This window comes from Cerasicoccus arenae, from assembly GCF_014651635.1.
Classification (GTDB): Bacteria; Verrucomicrobiota; Verrucomicrobiia; order Opitutales; family Cerasicoccaceae; genus Cerasicoccus; species Cerasicoccus arenae.
In genome coordinates this window covers 17,555-42,915 of the sequence record NZ_BMXG01000026.1, presented here as the reverse complement: position 1 = coordinate 42,915, position 25,361 = coordinate 17,555, and the positions used below count along the sequence as shown (strand labels likewise).

Genomic DNA, 25,361 nt, shown 5'->3' with positions numbered 1-25,361 from the left:
CTGAGGCAATGCCCTAAACTCCTACTTCGACGCCTTCCAGGACGAGTTCGCCAATGAGTGTGGTGGAGCTGGCTTCGGTGATCTTGACTTGGACGAGCTCACCGACGAGGCGTTCGCTGGCGGGAAGAACAATTTTGCGGTAACCGCGGTTGCGCCCTACGAACATGCCTTCGCCTTTACGGGCCGGGCTTTCGATGAGAACCTCTTGAACCGTGCCGAGTAGGGTCTTGTTGTGGGCGAGGGAGTATTCCTCTAGCTGGTCGAGCAAGAGCTGGTTGCGCTGCATCTTGAGTTCGTCGCTGATCGGGTCGCCTAGCGGCTCAGCAGTCGTGCCAGGGCGAACGCTGTATTTGAAGATGTAGGCCATGTCGAAGCGGATGTCGGCAAAGGCTTGACGGGTCAGCTCGAAGTCTTCCTCGGTCTCTCCGGGGAAACCGACAATGACGTCGGTGGAAATACACAGATCTGGGCAGCGGGCGCGGAGAGCGGCGACAATGCGCTTGAAGCGCTCAACAGTGTAAGGGCGGCGCATCTGTTTAAGAATGCGATCACTGCCGCTCTGCATCGGGAAGTGGATGTATTCGCAGAGCTTTTCCAGGCGGCCATAGCACTCAATCAGATCCTCGCGGAAACCGACTGGGTGGGGACTCGTGAAGCGGATGCGTTCGATGCCGTCGATGGCGTTAACGCGCTCCAGAAGTTGGACAAAGGGGCTCTTGCCGTTAGCGAAGGGAAATTCCCGCACGGCGTATTGGTTGACGATTTGGCCGAGCAGGGTGACTTCCTTCGTGCCATTGCGGGCGAGTTCTTCGATCTCGGCAACAATGTCGTCCATCGGGCGTGCGCGTTCTTCGCCCCGAGTCTTGGGGACAATACAGTAGCTGCACTTCATGTTGCAGCCCTGCATGATGCTGACAAAGGCGCTGATTTTACGCTCTTCGCTGTGGGCGCGAATGGTGTTTTGGCTGCCCTCTTCGGCATCGAGGTCGATGATGGTGGCAGGGCGGGGGCCTTGGCCCTGACGGGTGGCGATCAGGTGGTCCAAGTGATCCGGGACGGCGTGGAACTTTTGCGTTCCTACGAGCAGATCAAGGTCAGGCAGACGGTCTAAGATATTCACGCCGCGGTTTTGAGCCATGCAGCCCATGACGCCGATCATGAAGTCTGGGTTTTTCCTGCGCCGTTTACGCAAATGGCCAGCCTTGCCCATGGCCTTTTGTTCGGCGAGCTCGCGCACCGAACAGGTGTTGAGCAGGACAATGTCGGCGTCGGCCTCGTCCGAAACAATGCTGTATCCACGCCCACGCAGCATCGCCGCGACAGCCTCGGAGTCACGCTCGTTCATTTGGCACCCGTAGGTCTTGATGTGGACGCGGTTCATTTACAGAAAGGAAAACGTTGAACGATGGACGCTTGGTGGGCAGGGGTCAAGGTTGCGTATTCGGCAGGAGTTACCTCAGGCGAAAGGTCCCTTGCAATGTGAATATCTGAGGCTCGCCTTTGAGTTGTTTGATGATAATAAGGATGGATGCGCTGTGTGTATCTTATTCTTCTAGCCCTACTTTGGCAGAATATTCTGCTGGCAGCTCAGAAATCCGAAGTCTTTACGTTGGAAAATCGTGATGCAGCGTCGTTGGTTCCGGTGATTGGCAGCACTTTTGGTCCAGATGTCCGGGTAACGGCTGACGTGCGGACCAACAGCTTGATCATCTCGTATCCTGAAGAAATGCAGGGAAACGTGCGTACCGTGGTCGCCCAATTGGATCTTCAAGAGCCCAATATTGTGATCGAAGTGGTAACGTTTGAGGTGAAAAGTGAGTGGATGGAGCGACTCGGCCTCACGGTGCGTAATAGCTTAAATTCTCAGGATTACGCTTCGTTATTGCCACTTCTGATTGAAAGTGAGCATGCGATACTGGCGGGTCGCCAGCGCGTTGTTGTGCGAAACAATACGCCAGCGCAGATATCACTACAGACTCAGCGTGTTATTCATCATCAAGAAGATGCATCATATTCGCCGAGAGTAATGGTGATGGCCGTTATTCCACGGTTGCTCGGCAAGGACATTATCGAAGTTAAGCTGGCACACGTGGCATCTTCATTGGCTGGAGATGACGCCTCAGGCGTTACTAGGGTATTCAGCACAGTGTCTATAACTAATGGAGGCGCTCAAGTTTTTACTTTTAACGAAAGCAAAAGCCAGTCAATGCAGATGGAAATACCAATTTTTCCGCTCGGAATCCGCCAATCAAACACGAGATCCATGGAGCGAGTCGTATTTCTCAATGCAAAGACCATTGATTATAAAGATTCTCCCACTGAGTAATCGCTACTAAACAGTTTTCTTGTTATACTTTCAAAATATTTGGAAATTAGGGTAAATGATTTATAAAATTGACGATAATAGTCATTATAGCCTATATATATAAACCGATGCTTTTGCATGCTATGAGTTCTAAATCACAACCGCGCGTATTTGTATACGGCACTTTGAAGCCTGGTGGTTATTATTGGCACCGCTTCTGTGAAGGACGTGTTAGCAATATATTAAAAGCGAAAGTGAAAGGGAGTCTTTTCGCTCTGCCGCTTGGATACCCGGCACTTGTTACGGGCGACGGTTGGGTGCAAGGCTATCTACTGACTTTATATGATGAAGCAGTTCTAGCGGGCTTTGACATGTTGGAAGATTATGATCCTGATCGTTGTTCATCCGAAAATGAATACGAGCGTGTCGAGGTTAGTGTTTACTTTGAGGACGGTCAGGCGGCGGGTTCGGCTTGGGCTTATGTCATGGAGCTTGACCGAGTAAATCAGCAGCAAGGCGTTATTATTGCTAATGGCGACTGGGATGTGGATGATCCAGACACGTTACCTTCACTTTGCTAGGGTTATTTGCTTATTGTGTGTGGATAAACGCGCTGGAGGACACAAAATATTTGATTCATGTCCGATTCACGTGAATCGTTACTGGTGATGAGCGCCATACCTAATATTTTAGCAGATCGTTATGCCTCTACAGCCATGCAGGACATCTGGTCCGCCGAAGGCCGAATCGTGCTGGAGCGTGAGTTCTGGATCGCAGTGCTTAAGGCACAGCGTGGTCTGGGCCTGAACATTCCGCATGAGGTGATTGCCGCTTATGAAGCGGTGAAGAATAACGTCGATCCGGAGTCGATTCGCCAGCGGGAAGCGGTGACTAAGCACGATGTTAAGGCGCGTATTGAGGAATTTAACTCATTGGCGGGCGCTGAACACATCCACAAGGGCATGACGAGCCGTGATCTTACGGAAAACGTTGAACAATTGCAGATATGGCGTTCGCTGGAGCTTGTCGCGACCAAATCGACGGCTGCGCTCTTAGCGTTTTCTCGTCGGGCGGAGGAATACAAGGGCCTCGTTATCACTGGCCGTACGCATAATGTCGCTGCGCAAACCACGACCTTTGGCAAGCGTTTAGCCATGTTTGGCGAGGACCTCCTGCGGGCCATCGAAAACAACGAGCAGATCATGCGGCAATATGCTGCACGTGGACTCAAAGGTGCGGTTGGCACGCAGTTGGACCAACTGAACCTGTTTGAGCAAAATGCCAGCCAAGTTTCGCGTCTGGAAGACGAAGTGGTGCGCCATCTGGGTATCCCACGCAGCCTCGATAATGTGGGGCAGGTCTATCCGCGCAGTATGGATTTTGAGGTTGTTAGCGCGCTGTATCAACTTGGAGCCGGGCCGTCCTCTTTCGCCAAAACACTCCGGCTGATGGCTGGGCATGAATTGGCGGGTGAGGGCTTCCTGCCGGGTCAAGTGGGCTCCTCTGCAATGCCTCACAAGATGAACAGCCGTTCGTGCGAGCGCATCAACGGGTTTCATGTGATCCTGCGCGGCTATATGGAGATGGCTGCCGGTCTTGCTGGAGATCAGTGGAACGAAGGCGATGTTTCTTGCTCGGTAGTGCGACGCGTGATGCTGCCCGACGCCTTTTTTGCGATTGATGGCCTCTTCGAGACTTTGCTGACGGTGCTCAACAACATGAGCGCCAACCCTGGCATGATTGAGCACGAGAATCGGCGCTATCTGCCATTCCTATTGACTACAACCGTGCTGATGGCGGCGGTAAAAAATGGAGTAGGCCGGGAAACTGCGCACGAGGTGATCAAGGAGCACGCAGTTGCTACCGCTAAAGACCTGCGCAATTGCGTGATTGCGGAAAATAATCTCTTTGATCGTCTGGCTACCGATTCGCGTCTCGGGCTTTCTGCGGAATACCTGAAGCATATCTATGAAACTGCAGGCCAAGCGACTGGCGGGGCACACCCGCAGGTGGAGACCTTCATGAAGCAGGCCCGCTCTTGGGGGGAACGTTACCCGAAGGCCAAAGACTTGCAGCCAGGTAAAATTCTCTAGGACGCTCCCTAGAGCTAATCAATGGGGGGCGGCAAGCGCCCTTAGTTCATGTAACGATCGGGTCGGAATTCTCTGGGGATCATGCGGCTGCCTTCGCGCTCCCATTTCTGGCGATCTTCGTGGTAGCCCACTTCGCGCATGGAGTCATAGTAAAGCACGTAGAACATCACCCCGAGCAGCAGGAACACGAACACATACTGGAGGCTGTAGATAAACGAGGTCGGCACGGCCTTGCCGCACAGCTTGTTTATCGTCGCAAAAAGCATATGCCCACCGTCCAAAACGGGGATTGGGAGCAGGTTGAGTATGGCTAGATTGATGTTTAGCAGCACGGCGAACCAGAAGACCATGCGCCAGTCATACTGTGCGATCTTGTAAAGGTTGGTGGTGATGCCGACTACACCCGACAAGTGCCGCATACCGATGTCTGACTGTGGGCTCACCAAGCTGGTGAGGGTGCGGAAAGTGCGCTGGATATGCTCCTTGAATTGAGCGATTGGGTTTTGGTGTATGAGCACTTGGCCAGGCATCGTGCCAAAGCCTAGCATCACTTGTTCCTGAGGCGGAATGATTTTCAGGCTGCTAAGAGCAGGAAGGACTCGCTTGCGAATTTGGTTATCATTACGGGCCAGAGTGAGTGTCATCGCAGCAGCGGAGTCATTCTGAAATACTTGCTCGAGCTGTGCGAGTGAGGTAATGGATCGTCCGTCAATTTCATCAATGCGCCAGTCTCCTTGTGCGGAAAAAAATGATTCTCCGGGCTCTAGAGAAAAGATCGTCAAACGAGAGGGCGTCTGGGCTAAGGCGGGGTCTTCTTTGAGATCGAGCGGGTAGCTGGGGATGATTTCAAAGGCGGGCTCATCGCTATCGGGAAGGAACAGGTTCGCGGTTGGTCGTGTTGTGGGAACAGGGAGGGCCTTGGCCTCTAAGATGACGAGTGCACCGTCTCGCTCGACTTCGACGGGGACCAGCTTTTCGCGGAAGCTGGCGGCGAGAATATCGCTGATCTGCTCGATGCTGTATACGGACTCACCGCCGACGGTCAGGATTTTATCATTGGCTTGAAGGCCGGCTTCGGCGGCAGGGGAATTGGGTGCGACTCCGCTGATGGTCATGGTGGAGGTTGGCCCGATACCGATCATCCGAATCCGATCGCCGGAGCCAGTGTTGTTCAAAATTAGTTCAGGATAGATGACCACATCTTGAGTTTGGCCACTGCGGTCGATTTTAAAGATGGTTTGCGGGCGGCCATCATCGTCTCGGCCAGTTCCCAATGCGACATGCTCGGGGACTTCCTTGAAGCTGCTGATGGGTTCGCCGTCAATTGCCAGAATGGTGTCTCCCGGGAGGAGGCCAGCCACGTAGGCGGGGCCAGCGACCTCATCGTCAAGGGTTTGGGCGACGTAGCCAATTTGAGCACTTTCGCTGCCCGCGTAGGAGGGGTAACCAGTGTACCAGCCGATGCAGGCTACGATGATCGCGAGGATGAAATTGAAAAACGGCCCAGCGAAGGCGACATACATTTTGTCGGCGTAGCTGATAGGGGGGGGGGGGGTATCACCTTCGGCGTATTCCTCAATACCGCGCATCTCGCCCATTTGAGGGAGGGCGACGTAGGCACCAAAAGGAATCGCGCAGATGCAATACTCCACGCCGTCCTTGGCTTTCCAGCTGATCAGCTTGGGCCCGAGGCCAAATAGCGAGAAGCGATCCACCTTTAGCCCGCGCCAACGCGCGGCCAAGAAGTGCCCTAGCTCGTGAACGATGATTGAACCATTGAAAAAAATGAGCACCAGTAGGATGCCCCAAGCGCTGGTAAACAGCGTCTCAAAAAACGTGGAATCGGCCATATATGAAAAAACAAGCTAGATTGTTTCTGTTCAGACCGCAATTACGAAGAATTGTTCAATTGACACCCTCCTTGGGGCACCTTTCTGAACGCAGGCAAAGATATTTCACCACTTCTTGAGGGGCAATCGAGCGGTGAAAGCGTTGACGGTCATGGAGCGGTTACATATTCTACCGCGAATGAAGTTTGTGCCACTAATACCATCTACTGCCTGTGGACCGCTTGGCGTCAAGCACCTCCCACGATTGTGGCTCAAAGTCTCTCTGCATACGCAGGATAAGCTGCGAAAAGATTACAATGGCATTGGTTCAGGGTTTGACCGAATGACGCTGGAGGCCTTGGACATTGAGCAGGAGGCATTCGAGAATTACATCACTCAAGAGCGTCCGACCTACATCGAATTGGAGGCGTGGGTTAACACTCACTATGGCAATAAGCTGGATCCGCGCAAAATCGCCGCGCTCAATCGAATGATTGAGACTTATCAACATTCAGCGGAAACGCGCGCTCAGATTCTAGACGAGGCGGGTATTGCCGACGACCAGAGCCTGATGACTGCTTCGATGCTCAATAACATCGACGATTGGTCGAACTTCCACAAAGCCTTTCTAGAGTAACGAACTAAGGTGTCTTGACTGTGATAAACTGCTCCTACACCGCGAGCGCGGCGGGGGCTTGGTTGTGTCGCATGGCTGCTTGCGCGATGGTTCTCACGATTTCTTCTTCGGTGAGCATATCGGTATTGATAATCAGGTGATACAGCTCTGGGTCTTCGATATTTCGGCCAAAGTGGGACTTAAAATACTCACGACGATTGCGGTCATCGGCCAACATACGGTCCGCTGCAGTCTTTTCGCAGATGTCGAATAGGTGCTGTAGGTGTAGGAGACGTTGTTTGACTGAGCCCACTAGGCGAACATTGAGCACGTTGCGCATTCCGGCACCAACTACGCATGCGCCGCGCCCCACGACGATCACGTGTCCCTGGCTGAGCAGGCGAAGCACGGTGCTGCTCATTTTTTCGTGCAGTTCCCACATGGAAGGGTGAAGGCCGACGATTTCATTAATCGTGGACTGTAATTCGTTGACGTGAGACTCCGACATGAACTTTTCCAAATGTCGCGGCAACTGGTGGTCATCGAGCACACGACGGATCAGGTTTTTGTCAAAAAGGGTCCAGGGTGGCAGTTTTACGGGGTCATCTTGCTCCAGATGCTGCACGAGCAGCTTGGCAATGGAGGTGCCACGCGCACCTACTTGGCGCGAGAGGGTGATGGCAGGCAAGGCTATCGTGTGACGTGCGCCCACTTGGCGATCCACTGAGCTTGTAACATAAGCCCGGCATTTTTCAAACAAACGAGTTTCGGACATGGGGTTTCCTTTGGTTAGAATGTAGTATATGCTAAGTGCCTTTTAGTCTCAAGTTAGAAATCGCGTTTTTGATGCCCCATTAAGGTTTCTGGACTTTCTAATAAGAAACGCTAAACTGCTCCCTATGCCCTACTTAAACATCCAAACGAACCAATCGATTTCACCTGAATCGCAGGACAAACTCCTTCGCGATAGCTCGCGTATTGTCGCCAATGGCCTCGGCAAAAGTGAGGAATTCATGATGGTCTCGATCAAGGACGAGACTCCGATGATGTTCGGTGGACAGCCCGGCCCGACCGCCTTTCTGGAAATCAAATCAGTCGGCATTCCCGGCGGAAAAACCAAGGATATCTGTCGTGCCCTCTGCGACCTTGTTTACAGCGTTGCTGAAATCCCTCCAGAGCGTGTTTATGTGAAATTTAACGATGTCCAGCGATCGATGTGGGGCTGGAAGGGGGATATGCTGGGCTAACGTGGCAAGTTAATCCACTAGTCCTGCCAAGTGGGCGAAGGGGTCCGAGGATGGGTCTTCGTTCCAAATGTATTCCGTATAGACGGCTGCTTCACGAGCGGTTTCGATGCCTAGAATTTTTGCAATCAGAGCAAGCGCCATGTCCATGCCAGCACTGACGCCAGCTGAGGTGAAGACATTGCCATCCTCGACCCAGCGTGCTTCCGGGACCCAGTATACTTTTGGCCCCTGCGAGGTTGCCCAAGCGTAGGCGAGTTTGTTGGTTGTTGCACGTTTCCCGTCGAGTAACCCGGCTTTGGCCAGCAACCCAGCACCGGTGCAAACCGACGTGACGTATTGTGCGTTTTCGGCCAATCGACGCAGTTCAGCGATCAGTGATTCGTTGTACACCTCTCGGCGTGTGCCGCGACCGCCGGGAACAATTAATATGTCCAGTGGTAGGCAATTGGCCAGATCGATGTCGGCCATTGCTGCTGGGCCTTGAGCACTGCGGATGGCACCCATCCCCTCAGCGAGCATGAGGATCTCGAATTGCTCCGGATAGCGCCCGAAAAACTCAAGCGGGCCAAATACATCGAGTAGCTCAAAGCCATCGAACAAGACCATACCGACTGTGCGCTTCGCTTCCATTATGCCTGATCTTTGTTCGTCCATTCTTGAAACACCAGGCAAACGTGGTCGCCCCAGCCAACAGCAAATTCCCACGCGCTCCAAGGCCTCAGCTCCGGGCCATCTTTAAAGCGTGGATGGATGCGTGACTTGGTGGGATCCTTGGCTAGCAATTCCTGCCAGACCGCCTGAATGTCGTCCGTCTCAATGCGAAAAAGTGGTGCCAGGTTCTTGGAGTATTCTTCGTCGATGTGCAGGCAGAATTTTACACCATCGCGTTGGACTACGCAAAAATCGGGTTCTTCATGGATGACTTTGAAACCCATGAAATCGATGAAAAACTCTTTGGGTTGTGCAAGGTCTGTGTACTGAATGCCGGGAGTGACGCTTTGGTATTTCATTTTTTATTTTAGGGAATATTAAAGTAGCACCCAACTGCCCAAGCCTAGGAAAACAGCGAAGCCGACAATATCAGTGGAAGCGGTTAGGAACATCTGGCTGCTTTGCGCGGGGTCGAGCTTGAGTTTGCGTAACGTGATGGGGATCAGCGCACCCGCCAAGCCAGCGTAGCTCATCGAGATAATCATGGCCACGAAGATGACTGCTGATACATCCCAGTGATGGCCGAGAATACCCACTGCCAGTGCCGCAATCAGGCCAACGATGATGCCGCTCAGGCAGGCTTTGGTGGCCTCGCGGATTAGCACGCGCCGCGCATCTTGGTCTTCAAAGTCGCCCAGTGCCAGCGTGCGAATGACGATGGCCAGCGTCTGCCCACCAGCGTTACCGCCGAGGCTGGCGACGATTGGCATGCACACGGCGAGAATCGTTAGGTGGCTGATTTGCTCCTCGAATAATGAGATCACGCCCCCCGCCATGAACGCGGACAAGAGATTGACGAGTAACCAAGGGCTGCGGCGGCGAACACTTTCAGCAATCGGGTCGTTCAGGGATTCGTCACCCCCCGCACCCATCGCCTTTTGAAAGTCTTCCGTGGCCTCCTGTTGGATAATGTCGATGACGTCGTCATCCGTAATCATGCCCAACAAGCGGTTGTCATCGTCGACGACGGGCAGTGCGTGGAAATTATGCTGCGCCATCACGAGGGTGACGTCTTCCTGGTCAGTCAGGACGTTGAGCACGCCGCGCAGCTCGGTGTGCATGATGTCGCCAATGATGTCATTGGTCTTGGCCATCACGAGGTCGCGCATGGACACCGTGCCGAGCAGGTGCCCGTTTTTATCGATCACGTAGACGTAGTAAATATGCTCAAATTCGTCGTGGAGCGTGTGCAGGTGATCGACGGTCTGCCGGACGGTAAATTCCTTGGGTACAGTGGCGACATCAGTCGTCATGATACCGCCCGCGGAGTCCTCTGGGTAGCTAATCAGGGTGCGGACGGTTTCGGCCCGCTCGGGGTTGACGTCATTGAGGAGGCGGTGCTGATTGGCCTCCTCCATGTCGCCCACGATGTCTGCTGAGTCATCTGGGTCGAGGGCTTCGAGCACCTTGACCGCGCGCGCCTGCCGCATTGCCTCGATGACCTCGGCGGCGTCCTCACTGTCCATTTCGGAAAGAACCTCGGCGACGCCTTCAATATTGAGGAGGCGCAGGACGACGCGTCGGTCGTCAACAGGCAGGCGGGTCAGGAATTTGCCGACGGTGTATGGCGAGGTCCGGGCAATCTTACTTTTATCCAGCGCATTGAGTGCGTTGGACTCGGCAAACTGGAGGAGGTCGTCTAGCGAATACTCGTCGGACGATGCAGGACTCTCCGGAAATGGTGCTTCGGTCTGGCTCATGACATGATCAGCGGCAGATAACGATGACGCCTAATTTTGCAACCGCAAGCAAGGATACAAATCAGCCGCGTGACGATTCCGCATCGCCGCCAGAGCCAAGAAGACAGTGGATGTTCTCACTGAGGCACAAAGGCACAGAGTGCCAGCAGGATTCATCATTTCCCGCAGAGGCGCGAAGTCGCGAATGATAAGCGTTTTTCCGGAAAAATGGGGTAATTTACTTTAACCTTTAGCCTGCATCCCGCCCGGGAACGATCAACGGAATATAGCGATGATACTCCTCGAAGTAGACATAGAGCCGATTAACGCCTTCTGGACTGAGAGCGTTTTTGGCGGCTTCGAGTGAGGTCACATCGTGGCCATTGACGGATAAAATCACCATGCCCGGAGAAAGCACTTCGGCGTATTTGTCAGAGACTTCCACGATGAGCAGACCATCGATGTCGGCGGGTATTTTATGGCGGGCACGGGCAGTTTGATCGACCACACGCACGTTGACTCCCTTGACCAGTGGATCGGGCTCGATCTGGGGTGGGGCTGGGCGTAGCTCGCGTTGAGGGCGTTGCATGCCCGTGAGCAGTTCGCCGCGGTCTCCCAAGGTGACATCGATATCCTGCTCAGCGCGCTCGCGGACGACGGTCAGGGTGACGTCTTCGCCCGGTGCCTGGCTGGAGATCAGATAAATGAGTTCGCGGACTGAATCCACTTGCCGACCATTGACGCCGACCACGACGTCGCCGTGCCTCAGGCCCGCACGATCACCCGGAAGGCCGGGATTAACACGGTTAATGAGCGCGCCCCGACTGCTGTTGAGCCCGAAGGCTTGCGCCAGCTTGCGGTCCAGCGGCGCGAGCTCCACGCCCATGAAGCCGCGGCGGACTTCACCGTCATTGACGAGGCTGTCCATGATGCTGGCAGCGAAATTAATGGGGATTGCAAAGCCGATACCGATACTGCCGCCATTGGGGCTGGCGATAGCTGAATTAATGCCAATTACGCGACCTTGGGCATCGACGAGCGGTCCGCCCGAGTTGCCTTGATTGATCGCGGCGTCGGTCTGGATAAAGCTTTCCATGCCGGGGCTTTTCCGGCTACTGAGGATGCCCAAATCCGTGCGTTCAAGCGCGGAAACAATCCCTTGAGTGACGGTCAAACCGACTTCCAGCGGGTTGCCGACGGCGAAAACAATGTCTCCCACGCGGAGCTGACCACTGTCGCCAAGCGGCAGGAAGGGCATTTTTTCATTACCCACCTCGATCTTGAGCACGGCGACGTCGGACTGGGGATCGGTCCCGACAACGATTGCGTCGTATTCGCGTCCGTCATCAAGCTGTACAATGATTTCCTCAGCCGCATCGCCGTCACGTTGGCTGCTGATCACGTGGTTGTTGGTCAGCACATAGCCATCGGTCGTAACGAGAAAGCCAGAGCCGAGGCCCCGCATAATAATTTCCTCTTCCTGTTGTCGTGGGTCCTGCATGCCGTAATAACGCCGGAGCATCCGCTCCTGATTGCTCATTTTGGCGACGTGAGAGGTGTGGACGCTGACTACGGCTGGCGTGACTTTATCCAGCACATCGGCGAAGCTAACGATGCGCGGTCCATTGCGGTCCAGCGGCGTGGTGTCGCGTTGGAGCTTGGCGGCGGGCAGCTCGTTATCAGCGAGGAGCTGGTTGGCGGCAAACCCGGCTACGACCGCCGCCGCTGAAGTGAACGTGAATGCGAGGGTGAGTGCGAGAGAGCGTTTCATGGTGTTCCTGTGACGCTACGTTGGCGTCGTTTGTTTCGTGAGTTTACTGGTTGATTTCGATCGTTCCTACTTTGGTTTCTGGGCGCATAACGTCCCCATAGTAGACTTGATATTTGCCCGCTTCAAGCTCTGGCAACAAGCAGGCATGAGAGGTCTTTAGCTGGGTGCCTTTTTCGATCACGGAGGTATAGACGGTCAACCGGATGTTGTGCCCGTCCACTTTTGCGGCCACACGTTGCACCATCATACCGGAGTTCATCATCTCGGGCTTATGGGTGACGTGGGTCATGCCGGTAACATCGTAGACAACAAAGAGCGCAGGGCCCATTTTGGTGTCCTGAACTCCATCCAACCGAATGCCACCAGTCTTATTAACGAAGTCCCAAGTGGCCTTGTTTTCTGTCAAGAAACCGAATATGCCCGCCTGTAAAGCGACGATGGCGGTCAGCGCGATGAGTGCGAGTGCGGTAATTTTCAAATGCTTCATCTCTCAGCGATCATTGATGAAAGACACATATTATGCTGCAAAGTTTCAACTTCTGCAAGGGGCACCACATTTTACCCAACTAGATTCACGCCTTGAGTGAAAGGGGGGGGGGGTATTGGGACAAATTGGCGCACTTGGCAAGCCTTTCCCAGAAAAGGCTCGACACCAAGCCGATTTTAGTTCTCTTTTAAAGGTTTACGCGCACTAGCGCACAATCAACACACAAGCTATCAAATATCAATGGCGCAGAAATCGTTATTGGCTTCTCGCAAGTTCATCAAGCCCTCTTTCTCGTATCTTATCGAGAAAAAACGCGATGGGGGCGAATTCTCGGACGAAGAAATTCGGTTCATTGTCGACTCCATACTCGACAAGGAAATACCTGAATTTCAAATGGCCGCTCTCGCTATGGCCATCTTTTTCCAGGGCATGTCTGCTCAGGAAACTGCAGTTCTGGCCGAGGAAATGATGCTCTCTGGCGAGGTAATCGACCTTTCAAAATTAACGCGGCCCAAGATCGCCAAATATTCGACGGGCGGTGTAGGTGACAAGACCACACTCGTACTGGCTCCACTGGCAGCTGCCTGCGGCGTCATCATGCCCGCGATGAATGGCGTCGATGAGAATTTCGTGATTAGTAATCTCGATAAGCTCTCGGCCATCAACAAGTTCCAGCCTGACATGGAGCTGAAGGAGTTCATTAAACAGCTCGATACCGTCGGTTGCGCCATCGTGACGCAGCATGCGGAAATCGCGCCAGTTGATGGAATTCTTTATGATCTTCGTCAGAGCACAGCAACCATTCCGAGCTTGCAGCTCATCACGGCCAGCGTGCTGGCCAAGAAGCTGTCTGAAGGCGCGGAAGGTCTCGTGGTTGACGTCAAGTGGGGCAACGGCTCCTATATCAAGGATGTCGAGCAGGCCAAACAATTGGCCCGCAGCATTACTCGCGTCGGCCGCAGCATGAAGCGTCGTTGCGTGGCACTCGTCACGGACATGAACCAGCCCCTTGGCGACACTGTTGGCACTGGTCTGGAGCTCATGGAAGCGGTCGAATTGCTGAAGGGTGAAGGCCCGGAAGACCTGAAAGAGCTGGTTCTGAAGCTTGGCATGGAAATCGTCCGCCTCGCAGGCGTGGCAGGCTCCACTTTGTCGGCCAAACAGACTGTTCAAAAGCATCTTAAGGACGGCACGGCACTGGCTAAGTTCAAGGAAATGATCGAAGCGCAAGGTGGCGACGCCAGCTTCATTGATGATCCGGAAAAGATGCCCAAGGCCAAGTATGTCCGTAAGCTCCCGGCACCGAAACGTGGTTACGTCCACACGATCAATGCTGGGCAAATCGCCCGTGGCGTTCAGCTGCTCGGTCAGAAAAAGAACGGTAAGTACGATCCTTCTGTCGGCGTATCGGAAATCAAGAAGGTTGGCACCCAGGTCAAACAGGGTGAGCCGCTCATGATGATCCATTACAACGACGAAGCCAAGCTCGACACTGCGCTGGAATACCTGCGCAGCGCTTACCGCCTCGCACCTAAGCGTCCGAATCCGCCAGAGCTCATCGTCGAACGTGTCGCTTAGGCTTCGCCTAAGAACCTCGATGCTGCGCATCGTGCCCTCGCATTGCTCGCGGGTTAACGATACGAAAAGCAAAAGCAACTTTACAAAGTCCCCGGTTTACGCCGGGGACTTTTTTTTTGGCTAGCCCAATAGGGAGATGCGGTGGGCTGAAGCGTCTGATACTGAGTGAACCACGCGAGGCTGCTTAAAACGGAAAGCCAAGGCCGACTTGGAAGCGGCCGATTGGGTCGATCTCCCGCTTTTTGACGTTGTAGCCATATTCGAAACGTAGTGGGCCAACGATGGTGCGGACGCTAATGCCGGCCCCCACGCTGATCAGCACTTCGTTGAAGGGATAGTTCTGGATCGTGGCCGCGTTGCCGACCGCGTCGACGAAGGCCACCACTGAAAAGGTCTCGTTGATACGCTGTTCAAGCTCACCCTGCCAAAGCATATAGCTGACGGCACCAATCTGCTGGCCATTCAGATTAACGGGCGCAGCTTGATCGCGCTTGTAGCCACGAACGGTGTTTTCACCACCGAGGAAGAAGCGGCGGTTCACGGGGATTTGCTCCGCTGGCTCGCCGTCGGTAATGATGACGCCGTGCCTGAAGCCGAGGTGAAGAATCAGGCCGATGTCACCCAATGGATGATGCCAGGCCCCGCCGACTTCGAAGCTGTCGTAAGAAACATTACCGCCAAGCTCTGGCCGGGCAAATTCACCGTCCAGATACCATTGATAGCCGTCGGTTGGGAACACGGGGCTGTCCAGTTCCGTCTGCACAAACTTGAAGCCGAGGCTGCCGATACGCGCCTCCAGCGGGCCCGGTGGCACGACGAAATCTCGGTTGGCGGCCTTCACATTATCGAGCCCGTAGCTGATGGAGCCATTGATGTTTAGGCTGGAGAAGTAGTGTTGCAGGCCTGCGCGCGCGCCCCATTCCTCACGATCAAAGGTCAGCTCCTGTCGATTCAGGTAATTGATTTTGGAGAAGAAATCCAAGTCCGCGCCCATGATTTGCGGGATGAAGTAATCCAGGTCGATGTAGGTTGCTTTGAAGGATTGCACGGCGCGGAATTTTGCCCGGTGCGCAATGCCCCACAGGTTATTGCGATCCACCTGAAAGCCCACGCGGATGATGTCGAAACTGCCTACGCCGAAGATCAGATCGAGCTCGGTTGTGCCCTTGGGGGTGAGTTCGTAAATGGCGTCCCACTGGCCCGGCTCGACCTCCTCATAATCGATTTGCACGCGTCGAAATACACCGAGCTTACTCAGGCGACTGCGGCCTTCTTCGATGGCTGAGCGGTTGAGCGGTTCGCCTGGTTTAGCGCCGGCCTGCTTCTCCAGCAGCCACGGGGCGATGTCATCTCCGCCTTCAAATCGCACAGCGTGCAGCGTCGCATGGGCACCAGGATGGACTTGCAACACGAGCGTGCCCGTTACGCGGTCGGCGTCTTCGTCGGCGATTTCATAATCGGCATCGATGTAAACTTCGGGATAGCCCTCGGCAAAGTATTGGCGTCGCAGTTTTTGAATATTGGTACCGATCCAGTCCGGGTTGAGCCGACGTTCGGCAAAGGTCGTTTCGCTTTCGGATTCAAGGCTAGTCTCGGCTTTTTCGGCCTCGGCTCCGGCATCCAGACGTACGGCGTTATTGGGCGGATCAATCGTCTGTATTTTGCCTTCGCTCGTTTCATCGGGCTGATAGATGCGGACGATTAAGCTGCTGGTATAATAGACGGGCCCGGGGTCAATCGTCGCGGTGCAAGTTACTGCGCCAGTTGCGGAGTCGATGTTGAAATCGCTTTTCGTGACCTTGGCCTCACGGTGGCCGAGGTCCTTTAAGGTCTGCGTGATACTGCTTAGGCCCGCGCGGAAACGCCCCTCCGTGAAGTAGCGGTCGCTCTGAGAAACAATGAGCTGGTCGGTGGCGTAAAAATAACTCGCAGGCTGCCCTGGGAAACCCGCTGGCAGCCCATCAATGGTCAACGAATCAAAGTAAAAGAGCTGCCCTGCACGAATCCGAAACTGCACGGTATCGCCCTCTAGATCACGCGGGGCATTGGGTTCGAGGTCGCCTTTTGACCAGACGGATTCAAACACGATTTCCCCGTTATTGAACAGGGTGACGTCGATTTCTGGTTCTAGGTAGCCCTTTTGCTTAATCTCGCCCGCGAGAATCCAGATCGCGTCTTCGAGGAAAATTCCATTGTAGGAATCACGTTGTTCGCCTTCGACATCGAGGATTTGGAGGGCGCGTTCCAAGTAAATATTGGCGAACCAGCCAAAGCCCGAGACCGTGACATTGGGGTCGCCAATGAGGCCAAACAACGAACCCGCCCGCGCCATTCCCGGCACAAGAAGCAACGTTAGCAGCGCGAGCCAGCGAATCAGTCCTCGTAAATGGTCCATTCGAAATCGAGATAGTATGCGTCATACTTATCGTAAGCGCCCACGACATTCCAACTGTCGTTGACTTTGTAGCGAATATTGATCGTGTCTTTACCGGAGGTGGTGACGTCTTCGCCGACGTTGACCGTCAGCGTTTCATCGAGCGGGTCAATCAAGCCAAGGTCCACCAAGAAGCTGCGGCCAATATACATCCCGATGCCGCTCAGGCGGCTTTCAGTCGAGCGATCGTGCTGCGGGATTTGGCCGGAGGTGACCATCAGAATGATGTCAGACTGTTCCAGACTTGGTGTTGATGTAAAGGAGACGACGGGATCGCTCGCAGTCCCGGTCACCCGCATTTGCAAATCGTAGCCGTAGGCGCGCCCACTGGCGACGATGTTGAGTTTTGGGATTTCAGGTTCGTTCTGGCTGATGCTCACGGAGCCCTGGTCGAGCCTTAGTGTGGCGAAGGGGAACATCACGATGCCGCGTTGCAGCTCTGCTGCCCCGAACATGAAGGGGTCGCGTAATGCCCCCCGCAGGCTGAAGTCTGCCGACACCACTCCCTCGAAAGCAGGTATCCGCACGCGCAGGAAGCGGTCGCCCTCCAGATCCAGATGCAGCCGCCAATCGGCCAGCGGCTGTTCGTCAATCGAGAAAAATGGGGGGCGGGCAGGGGAGCCTCCTTGCGCCGCGCCGCCGCCGCCGCCTTGCTGAAATGAGGCAATATCCATCGTGAAAAAGCTCTCATTGAGCACGAGTACGCCGCCCAGTGTGGTCACGCCCTCGGTGTCGGTAATAAGCGTGATGTTGGGCGAACCGCGCAAGATCAAGCCAGGTGAACGGGCGAGGGGCACGTTTTCGCCTTGGAGGCGGAGGTCAAAGCGCGGTTGCCACTCATCATCCAGAACCACAATTCCGGTGACATTCAGCGGTGCGCCGCCGACTCGTGCCTCAGCCTGCTGAACGTGCAGTGTTTTGCCGTCTAGCCGGAAGTCCGCGTTGATGTCGTTTACCGAACCTAGTTGGGCGAGTGGTCGAGTTTTAACGCCGTCGATGTCCAGCGAGCCGCGAAGGTTCTCACCGGGCTTGAGGGTGGCTCGTAGGGAGATATCGCCATCGCTGCGGAGGACGTCGGGCAACCAGTCGGCAAAGGCAACCAAGGGCACATCGGTAAAGTCGAGGCCGACATCCGCTGTTTTCCAGTCAGGTGGTTCGTTGTCATCGATCAATGCGCGCCAAGTCGCCCGGGTCATCGGAGCCGTAGCCTTTATTTGTAGTTTTTGCCCCGCGATAAAAACAACGCCGGTGGGCAGTGAGATCTGCTTAGGCGTCAGCTCGACTACGAACTCAGCTTTCTTCACGCTCGGTAACTTGCGCTCCACTTCACCGAGGGATTCTAGGGCGTCGAATTCGAGGTCAAGCCGTCCAGTGGGCGCTTTCATGTCGCCCTCCACCCGGAAGTCCATGATCGGGCGGATGAAGTCCATTTCCAGCGTGCTCTCTAATAGGTTCCAGATGGGCGAATCATCTGGGGCGGCATAGAGATGGAAATCCACTGCCGCGCTCGCATCAAGCGCCCAGAGTTCTTCACCTGCCGGGGTGATCGTTAACGGCAGTTCACCTTGGGCTTCGAGCAGTTTGAAATCGCCTTGCAGGATCCGCGCCGCGGTGAGGTTTAACCTGTCCTCGCCGAGGGTGGCATCTGCCAGTATCTCGACCTCGGGTTGATCGGGAGGGTAAAGCCCGGCGTCGAGTTGAAGGACGGCCGTCAGCGGGCCATCGTTCCAGGACGCCTTGATCTCCGCCATGTCGAGTTTGACGCCAAAGGGCAGCGGCTCATCGAGCACTAAGTCGAGCCACACGGCGGACAAGTCTTTAGCCTGAAAATCCAGTTCGCCCTTCTGAGGGTAGTCGACGTCCGCCGTCAGGCTGAGCAATCCGCCCGCTTCGGACGTAAACGCCATCGGAGAGATGCTTACCGCACCGCTTTCTTTCAGCAAAATGGTAAATGGAGCCTTCAAATCCAGCCCGGGTTGTTCGCGTACGTCGATGCTCGCCGTTTTTATCAGGACTTCGCGAATGTCTCCACCTAGTGACGCCTGACCGGTTAGTTCCAGTCCGCTGCGCTCATTCCGGAGTGACAAGGCTAGCGCTGAGAAATCCATCCAATCCGCAGACCATTCAGCGGCAAAATCCGCCATGACGCCCTTAGTTGCTTGCAGCCCGGAAATACTTACCTTACCCGCATGAGTGGGCGCGTCAAACGGACCGCTCGCAGTCGCGGTCAGTTTTAGTTGATTGAATGACACTCCAAGGTCTCCGATTAGTGACTTAAGCGCTTCAAGGAATTGTCCATCGGCCTCCAAGTTAATTGCCGCCGAGGTGAGGGCCTCCGCCTCTAGGTCGGCAACGGCCTCCATGGTCAGCGTCGTTCCCTCGCCAGTCGAGGCATTGAGCGGGGTCACGGTAAGGATTGGCCAATCAAGCACCGCCTGGAAGTCCAGGGACGACAGGGTCATTTCCTCGTAGCGAAGGTCGTTCCCGGCAAACTTTGCAGTGACCAGCGGCCAGCCTTCCCCCGGGCGATGATCTACGGTCACCCCCCCCCCCAGACGCCCGCCGAGGGATTCTTCGGGAATGTCACTGAGGTTCAGCTCGACGGTCAGCTCGGCGTCGGGCAGATCAGCGAGGTTGTTAATCTCCACCCGTAAAGGCTGCGACAGCTCAATCTTGCTCGACCATGCCTCGGCAATGAATTTCTCCACATTAACAATTTGGTCATCGCCATGCGCTTCGATGGCCACGGTTAACGGTGGCAGATCCGCCTTTTGCGGCTTGGCGGTAGCGCGTAAAATTATATCGGCCTTCGCGCCGTCCCAGTCAGCCTTGAGCGTAATTTCGGGCTGATTGTAATCGGGGATCTCAGCGAGATCTGTGGGTATCATGAAGTCGTCTGTTTGGGCGTGGACGCTCGCAGGGATGATACCTTCGGGCTTCCAGATAGCCGCGAAGGTTATTTCATTCTCTTGGTCTTTCAGGCTGATTACGCCTTCTAGTTTTAGGGTCTCCGAGACTGCCCATTCAGTGATGAGAGTGACGCCAGTTTCAAATTCGGCTAAAGAAATGGAAAAAGAGCCTTCTTTTTTTCGATCAACATCGAGGCGGAAATCAATTTGACCATTCAAGCCGGCACCTTGAGCAAAGATTTTTTCTCCGCCGAGAAGTCCAATTTCAGTCAATTCTAGTTTCTCGCCGCCAAGGTCGACGTGGACATCTTTTATTTGCACTAGGTCAATCCACTCAGTTGCGAGGCTCCAATAGTCCAGAATTGTCCTAATTTGCTGAGGAACTGATGTCGGTGCGGATTTGACTGGCTTCGGGGCTTTAGGTTCGCTGTCAGTGATGTTAATTGAGGCCATGTCGATGACGACTCTTGTCTCCTCTTCACTGCCGAACCACTTCTTCGCCACAAGCCGCCATAACGTGGGTATTGTCAGCTCATCAACGGTCGCTTCTGTTCCATCCGCTGCATACTCGACCTTCGTCAGTGTATAGTGCCCATCTACGCGGGTAATTTCGTCAAACGCCACGCCTTGCTCCTTCAGCAGTGGACGAATTACCGATGGGGCCCAGAAATCCGCGGTGGCCAGGACAATGAGGAATAGCCCGCCCGCGACGGCTAGGGTCCAGCCGAAGATTTTGAGGAATTTTCGTTTCATAAAGGCGTTTTGCGCCCGGAGTTTGCAGTTTGTGGAAGGAAGTTAGATTGGAGGTTGAATGTTCGCAAGGCCGCCTTCAATGTTCTTTCTCTGTAATGGCGCAAGAGGCATATCAAGTCATCGCGCGGCGCTGGCGCCCCAAGCAGTTCGACGAAATGGTCGGACAGGAGCACATCGTCCGCACTCTGAAGAACGCGATTGAAAGCAACCGCATTGCGCACGCTTATCTGTTTGTCGGGCCGCGTGGCACTGGCAAGACGACTACGGCGCGTATTTTCGCCAAGGCGCTCAATGCGGAGGGCGGTCCAGCTGTTGCGCCGGATGACACCACGCCGATCAGCCAATCGATTCTCGACGGCTCCTGCATGGACGTAATCGAGATTGACGGTGCCAGCAACGGCAGCGTTGATCAGATTCGTGATCTGCGCGAAGAGTGCCAATACTCGCCGACCGTTGGCCAATTTAAGATCTACATCATTGACGAGGTGCACATGCTCTCGAACGCTGCATGGAATGCTTTGCTCAAGACCCTTGAGGAACCACCAGCGCACGTGAAATTCATCTTCGCGACCACCGAGGCCAATAAGGTCTTACCGACCGTCGTCTCCCGCTGTCAGCGCTTTGAATTCCGGCCAATTCCAGATGAAAAAATCATCGAGCGCCTTCGGATGATCGCAGACACGGACGATATCAAGGTTGACGCTGGTGCGCTCAAGGCCATTGCTCGCATGGCCGACGGTGGAATGCGGGATGCTCAGTCGATTCTCGATCAGTTAATTTCATTTTGCGGCAACGACATCACCGAGGAGAAGGCGCTCGACGTCTATGGCCTCGCTGCTCCGGCTATGATCGACCAGATGGTTCGCGCCATCGCGGCGGCGGATTATCAGGCGCTGTTTGCTGCAATTGAAGAAATCGCTGGTCAGGGGCGTGACCTCTACCGTGTTTTATTGGACATTCAGACTCGCACTCGCGAGGCCATGATCGAAGCCATCCGCGGTGGTGGCACAACCGAGAGCCTCGGCGCGCCGTTGACCTCGGAATCGCTTGCTCGTATGCTCGACGCTTTGCAGTCCGGCGAAAGCCAAGTGCGTAGCGGTCTGTCACAACGCGTTAACTTTGAGGTCGCGCTTTTGCGGGCTGTTGACCAGAGCCGCAGCCGGGCGATTGACTCGGTTATTAAAGAATTATCGAACCTCGCCGCCGGCCTCCCTCAGGATGCCGGCCAAAAAAAAAATAGAGGTATCGCCCGCGCCCGTGAGTAACGGGCCGATTCCGCCGTTGGGCTCCATGCCCAACACCAAGGCACCACCTGAGGGACCGATTGCCCGCGCTACTGGCCTGCCCACAGAATCACCTGCGGGCCGACAGCATGCTGATGGCCCAACGGAAGATGAGTGGAATCGCGCCGCGCATTCCGCCGATGACGCGTCCGATAGCGATGCGCCAGAGAGCGAGATGCTCGTTTCCTCCAAGCCCAAGCGTACCCACGAGGAAGCGATTAAATATCCCCCCGGTACTCCTGAGTTCGACGCTGCTCGTCAAGCCTTGGCACCAGACACTGAACTTCTGCTCGCAGAGCTTTTACGGGCGGATTATAAGTTTGCCGAGCCCGTTGACCCCGAGATGCTGCGGTAGCTTTTCAGGTCGCGTAAGCTTTAGATGTCTTCGGCGGCACCCTCGATTTTTGAACCAATTCCGTCGGCCTTATTTTCCATGTTGTCAGCGGTGTCATCAATATCGTTTTGCTTGCGACCGAGGGGGTCTTCGATACCGGCAGCTTCCTGTAATTCGCCCATGACGGGGCCAGTTTGAGAAGTGCGTTTTTTGGCGGCGCGCGCAGCGGCAATGGGCCACGTTTCACATCCGCAAAGACCAACAAGCAAGAGCAGGGTGAGCCCTGCCGTGATGATACGCTTTTTCATGAACGAATTGGTTAGTGAAATTTCCAGAATAGGGGAATCACCAAAACAGATATCACGAAATAAAGTAAATTCAAGGGAATGCCCACGCGGGCGAAGTCAGAGAAACGATAGCCGCCGACGCTGTAGACGTAAGTATTAGTCTGGTAGCCGATGGGGGTGGCAAAGCTGGCCGATGCCGCCACGCAGACAGCAACCGCGAAAGGCCGGGCGTCCACACCGAGTGCTGCTGCAATGCTGAGCGCCACGGGAGCCATCAGCACGACAGTTGCGTTGTTGGAGAGGAATTCCGTGAAAATACTGGTGATCAGGTAGAGCACGGCGAGCATCACGAAGGGGCGTATATGTTCGGGAACCGAACCCGCCAGTCCGACAATTTGATCCGTCCCATATTGGGTTGCGCCGCTGGTTTCCAAGGCCGCGCCCAAGGCGAGCATGCCGTAGATCAGCATTAAAATACGCCATTCTACTGCTGCATAGGCTTCCTTGGGTTTGACGATGCCGATTACTAAGATGACTGCCATGACGGCAATCGATCCGGCAACGATGGGCAGGCTGATAAAGCTTACCGCGGCGACCATCGCGATTACGAGCGTGATGACCAGAGGTAGCCATTTGCTTAAATTTTTCGCCGAGACCGGGGGGCGGTCCAGCAGGATGATGTCATCACTGCTCCGCAGATTCTCGATGGCCTGATCGGTGCCCATCATTAGCAGGGTGTCACCGAAATCCAAGGGCAGCGTTTCCAGCCGCTCGCGGACGTTGCGTCCGTGCCGGTGCACTGCAATTATAATCATGCGATATCGTTGGCGGAAGTTGATCTCGCGGATTGTCCGCCCGGTGATGCTCGACATCGGGCCAATAACGCCCTCGACGATGGCACCTTGGTGCGCGGCGATTTGCTCCAAGTCCAAACCTTGCTCATGGACGAAGTCCACCTCGCCTGTTGCCTGGGCGGTCGCGAGGCTTGATGGACGGCAGGACAGCACGAGTCGGTCGCCTTCTTCCAGTAGCGCATCTCGAATATTGCCACCCAAGGCAACGCCGTCGCGAATGATTTCCAAGAGCTTGAGTCCGCGGGCACGCTTGAGAGCGGACCCATTAAAGTTTTGGCCGATTAGTTCAGACTTGGGCCGGACGAAGGCCTCGGTGATGAACTCACGGCGCTCTTCCTCGGAGAGGATCGCCGTTAGTGTCTCACGCACAGGTAGTAGCCTATTGCCAAAGACCACGAGGAAGGCCGTGGCGACAAAGAGCAGGGGGAGGCCGACTGATGTCAGCTCAAACATGCCCAACGGCTTCATGCCGTGTTGGGTCAAGATGCCGCTCATCAGGATATTTGTGCTGGTGCCCATCAGCGTGCACACTCCGCCGAAAATCGAAGCGTAGGAGAGCGGGATCAGCAGCTTGGAGGCTGGGGTCTTCATTTTACGGGCGAGCCCGATCATCACCGGCAAAAAGACCACCACGACGGGCGTGTTGTTCATGAACGCTGAGATGAATGCGACGGAGAGGATCATGACCAGCATGAACAACCACATCGGGAGTTTGGTCAGCCGACTGAGCGCGTCGGCCAGCAAATCGATTGCGCCAACTTTTTCCAGCGCCATACTGATGATAAACATCGCCGCAATCGTGAGCGGGGCCGGGTTGGCGAACACACCCACGAGCGTATTCAGGTCAGGTAGGTGTTCGGACTTTGTCAGCATGCTGACGAGCATCAGAACCGAAAAGACAACGATCGCGGTCACGTCGACCGGCAGCTTCTCCATGACGAAGTTGACGATGGCGAAGACGAGGAGCGCCAGTACAAATATGATTTCCCAGGTCACAGTTTCAGTAGATGTTTAGCAGGACAGAAAAGACCCACAGCATGCGGGGTGTACGTTGCTTCGCAATAGCGAATTATGTCCTTTAGACCTTCGTTAGAGGGGATCGTGCGCTGCGGACTATCCCTTGTGGATCCATCGAAAGACCCGCTTAATTTACCACATTCTGTGGGGAGCCATTAAGATAGGCCTGAATATTCGCAAAGGTAATTTCAAGCAGATGGCGACGGGCAGGAAGGCTGCTCCACGCCACATGTGGGGTAATGTAGCAGTTTGGCGCACCAAGGAGAGGATTGTCCTTCGTCATTGGTTCCTTCGATATGACATCCAGCGCTGCACCCGCGATTTGGCCGGTTTGCAGGGCGTCCAGCAGGGCGGATTCGTCAACCAGCGTGCCTCGGGCGGTGTTGACGAGAAAAGCCGTCTTTTTCATCGAGATGAGGCGTTCGCGATTAACGAAGCCCAGATTCTCTGAGGTTTGTGGGCAATGCAGGGTAAGGACGTCTGATTCGGCAAAAACTTCGCCTAAATCGCCCCAACGGAAGCCGTTGGGCCAATCAGGTGTGTTGCGTCGGCTGCGCGAATACGCCAGCACATTGGCTCCAAGGGCGCGGACCAATTCGCCGACGCGCTGGCCGATCTCGCCCCAGCCAATGAAGCCCACTGTGGCACCGGTCAGCTCAATGTGTGGCTTTTTCCAGTAGGTGAAATGCTCGCTGCGAGTCCAGTCGCCTTCGTGCACGCTTTGGCTGTGGAGGCCGACATTGTTGCACAGTTCTAGAATGAGTGCCAGCGTGTGCTGGGCGACGGATTGGGTGCTGTAATTTGGTGCGTTGCACACTGGAATGTTGCGCTCGCGGGCGGCTGAGCCATCCACGATGTTGTGGCCGGTTGCCAGCACGCTGATCATCTTTAGATTGGGCAATTGGGCAATGGTCTCGGCGTTGATCGGCACTTTGTTGGTCAGGACGATATCGTAGCCTTGGCATTTGTTGACGATCGCATCTACCTCGTATGGAACGCGCTCAAAAATCTCCACTTCGCCAAATTGATGGAGGGGTTCCCAAGGGCCGAGGTTATCAAAGTTGAAGGTGCCAGCGTCGAGGATTGCGATTTTCATACGCGAGATCATGTGAAGCTCCGGTGCGGCGTCCAAGTCCTAAGTCTGGCCTTTTCCCAAAAATCTGTTTTCCTCCCC

The 25,361-nt window shown here is 54.9% G+C and carries 21 protein-coding genes; 8 read left to right on the top strand and 13 right to left on the bottom strand.

Annotated elements, in window-relative coordinates; all coding sequences use genetic code 11:
- Positions 1 to 13: 13 nt before the first annotated feature.
- A complete protein-coding gene (gene miaB / locus IE065_RS16140) occupies positions 14 to 1,381 on the bottom strand; it encodes a tRNA (N6-isopentenyl adenosine(37)-C2)-methylthiotransferase MiaB (protein ID WP_189516974.1) in 1,368 nt (455 codons plus the stop codon).
- 156 nt (positions 1,382 to 1,537) lie between these two features.
- Between miaB and IE065_RS16135 the strand changes: the two genes are divergently transcribed.
- The 3 genes from IE065_RS16135 to purB all read left to right on the top strand — a co-directional run bounded on the left by IE065_RS16135 (position 1,538) and on the right by purB (position 4,398).
- A complete protein-coding gene (locus IE065_RS16135) occupies positions 1,538 to 2,326 on the top strand; it encodes a secretin N-terminal domain-containing protein (protein ID WP_189516971.1) in 789 nt (262 codons plus the stop codon).
- A 122-nt stretch (positions 2,327 to 2,448) separates the two neighbouring features.
- A complete protein-coding gene (locus IE065_RS16130; protein WP_189516970.1) occupies positions 2,449 to 2,886 on the top strand; it encodes a gamma-glutamylcyclotransferase family protein in 438 nt (145 codons plus the stop codon).
- Positions 2,887 to 2,943: 57 nt separating this feature from the next.
- Positions 2,944 to 4,398 carry an adenylosuccinate lyase gene (gene purB / locus IE065_RS16125; protein WP_200163240.1) on the top strand — a complete coding sequence of 485 codons (1,455 nt, stop codon included), beginning with the start codon at positions 2,944 to 2,946 and terminating at the stop codon, positions 4,396 to 4,398.
- 41 nt (positions 4,399 to 4,439) lie between these two features.
- Here purB and IE065_RS16120 read toward each other — a convergent pair whose 3' ends face one another.
- Positions 4,440 to 6,248: a site-2 protease family protein gene (locus tag IE065_RS16120; protein WP_189516967.1), complete on the bottom strand. Its 1,809-nt coding sequence runs from the start codon at positions 6,246 to 6,248 to the stop codon at positions 4,440 to 4,442.
- A gap of 178 nt (positions 6,249 to 6,426) precedes the next feature.
- Between IE065_RS16120 and IE065_RS16115 the strand changes: the two genes are divergently transcribed.
- Complete coding sequence (locus IE065_RS16115; protein ID WP_189516965.1) at positions 6,427 to 6,864, top strand: DUF5069 domain-containing protein; 438 nt, start codon at positions 6,427 to 6,429, stop codon at positions 6,862 to 6,864.
- A gap of 34 nt (positions 6,865 to 6,898) precedes the next feature.
- Here IE065_RS16115 and IE065_RS16110 read toward each other — a convergent pair whose 3' ends face one another.
- Positions 6,899 to 7,618, bottom strand: coding sequence for a cytidylate kinase-like family protein (locus IE065_RS16110; RefSeq protein ID WP_189516963.1), 720 nt, complete (start codon positions 7,616 to 7,618; stop codon positions 6,899 to 6,901).
- Positions 7,619 to 7,742: 124 nt separating this feature from the next.
- Here IE065_RS16110 and IE065_RS16105 point away from each other — a divergent pair, with 124 nt between their 5' ends.
- Positions 7,743 to 8,090 (top strand): phenylpyruvate tautomerase MIF-related protein, encoded by a 348-nt coding sequence (locus IE065_RS16105; protein WP_189516961.1) that lies wholly within the window; start codon positions 7,743 to 7,745, stop codon positions 8,088 to 8,090.
- A 9-nt stretch (positions 8,091 to 8,099) separates the two neighbouring features.
- On the opposite strand, the gene IE065_RS16100 is transcribed toward IE065_RS16105, so the two are convergent.
- The 5 genes from IE065_RS16100 to IE065_RS16080 form a co-directional block, all read right to left on the bottom strand.
- A complete protein-coding gene (locus IE065_RS16100; RefSeq protein ID WP_200163241.1) occupies positions 8,100 to 8,744 on the bottom strand; it encodes a DJ-1/PfpI family protein in 645 nt (214 codons plus the stop codon).
- A complete protein-coding gene (locus IE065_RS16095) occupies positions 8,720 to 9,100 on the bottom strand; it encodes a VOC family protein (RefSeq protein ID WP_189516959.1) in 381 nt (126 codons plus the stop codon). Before IE065_RS16095 ends, IE065_RS16100 begins: the two co-directional genes overlap by 25 nt.
- A gap of 18 nt (positions 9,101 to 9,118) precedes the next feature.
- On the bottom strand, positions 9,119 to 10,501 hold the full coding sequence (mgtE, locus tag IE065_RS16090; protein WP_189516958.1) for a magnesium transporter: 1,383 nt from the start codon (positions 10,499 to 10,501) through the stop codon (positions 9,119 to 9,121).
- Between the two features lie 229 nt (positions 10,502 to 10,730).
- Positions 10,731 to 12,251: a Do family serine endopeptidase gene (locus IE065_RS16085; RefSeq protein WP_189516956.1), complete on the bottom strand. Its 1,521-nt coding sequence runs from the start codon at positions 12,249 to 12,251 to the stop codon at positions 10,731 to 10,733.
- Between the two features lie 43 nt (positions 12,252 to 12,294).
- Entirely contained in the window at positions 12,295 to 12,738 is a 444-nt protein-coding gene (locus IE065_RS16080) for a hypothetical protein (RefSeq protein WP_189516954.1), read from the bottom strand.
- Between the two features lie 240 nt (positions 12,739 to 12,978).
- Here IE065_RS16080 and IE065_RS16075 point away from each other — a divergent pair, with 240 nt between their 5' ends.
- Positions 12,979 to 14,316, top strand: a complete 1,338-nt coding sequence (locus IE065_RS16075; protein ID WP_189516952.1) for a thymidine phosphorylase — start codon at positions 12,979 to 12,981, stop codon at positions 14,314 to 14,316.
- 184 nt (positions 14,317 to 14,500) lie between these two features.
- Here the strand turns inward: IE065_RS16075 and IE065_RS16070 are convergent, their stop codons facing one another.
- Together IE065_RS16070 and IE065_RS16065 are read right to left on the bottom strand one after the other, a co-directional pair.
- Positions 14,501 to 16,711 carry a BamA/OMP85 family outer membrane protein gene (locus IE065_RS16070; protein ID WP_189516951.1) on the bottom strand — a complete coding sequence of 737 codons (2,211 nt, stop codon included), beginning with the start codon at positions 16,709 to 16,711 and terminating at the stop codon, positions 14,501 to 14,503.
- Positions 16,690 to 20,412, bottom strand: coding sequence for a translocation/assembly module TamB domain-containing protein (locus IE065_RS16065; RefSeq protein WP_189516950.1), 3,723 nt, complete (start codon positions 20,410 to 20,412; stop codon positions 16,690 to 16,692). Before IE065_RS16065 ends, IE065_RS16070 begins: the two co-directional genes overlap by 22 nt.
- Positions 20,413 to 20,507: 95 nt before the next feature.
- Here IE065_RS16065 and dnaX point away from each other — a divergent pair, with 95 nt between their 5' ends.
- Positions 20,508 to 21,677, top strand: coding sequence for a DNA polymerase III subunit gamma/tau (dnaX, locus tag IE065_RS16060; RefSeq protein ID WP_189516946.1), 1,170 nt, complete (start codon positions 20,508 to 20,510; stop codon positions 21,675 to 21,677).
- A complete protein-coding gene (locus IE065_RS16055; protein WP_189516944.1) occupies positions 21,670 to 22,050 on the top strand; it encodes a hypothetical protein in 381 nt (126 codons plus the stop codon). The genes dnaX and IE065_RS16055 overlap by 8 nt, the downstream gene beginning before the upstream one ends.
- 20 nt (positions 22,051 to 22,070) lie before the next feature.
- On the opposite strand, the gene IE065_RS16050 is transcribed toward IE065_RS16055, so the two are convergent.
- The 3 genes from IE065_RS16050 to IE065_RS16040 form a co-directional block, all read right to left on the bottom strand.
- Positions 22,071 to 22,337 carry a hypothetical protein gene (locus IE065_RS16050; protein WP_189516942.1) on the bottom strand — a complete coding sequence of 89 codons (267 nt, stop codon included), beginning with the start codon at positions 22,335 to 22,337 and terminating at the stop codon, positions 22,071 to 22,073.
- A gap of 11 nt (positions 22,338 to 22,348) precedes the next feature.
- Positions 22,349 to 24,166 (bottom strand): SLC13 family permease, encoded by a 1,818-nt coding sequence (locus IE065_RS16045; protein WP_189516940.1) that lies wholly within the window; start codon positions 24,164 to 24,166, stop codon positions 22,349 to 22,351.
- A 148-nt stretch (positions 24,167 to 24,314) separates the two neighbouring features.
- Positions 24,315 to 25,283 (bottom strand): D-2-hydroxyacid dehydrogenase, encoded by a 969-nt coding sequence (locus IE065_RS16040; RefSeq protein WP_189516938.1) that lies wholly within the window; start codon positions 25,281 to 25,283, stop codon positions 24,315 to 24,317.
- Positions 25,284 to 25,361 lie beyond the last annotated feature (78 nt).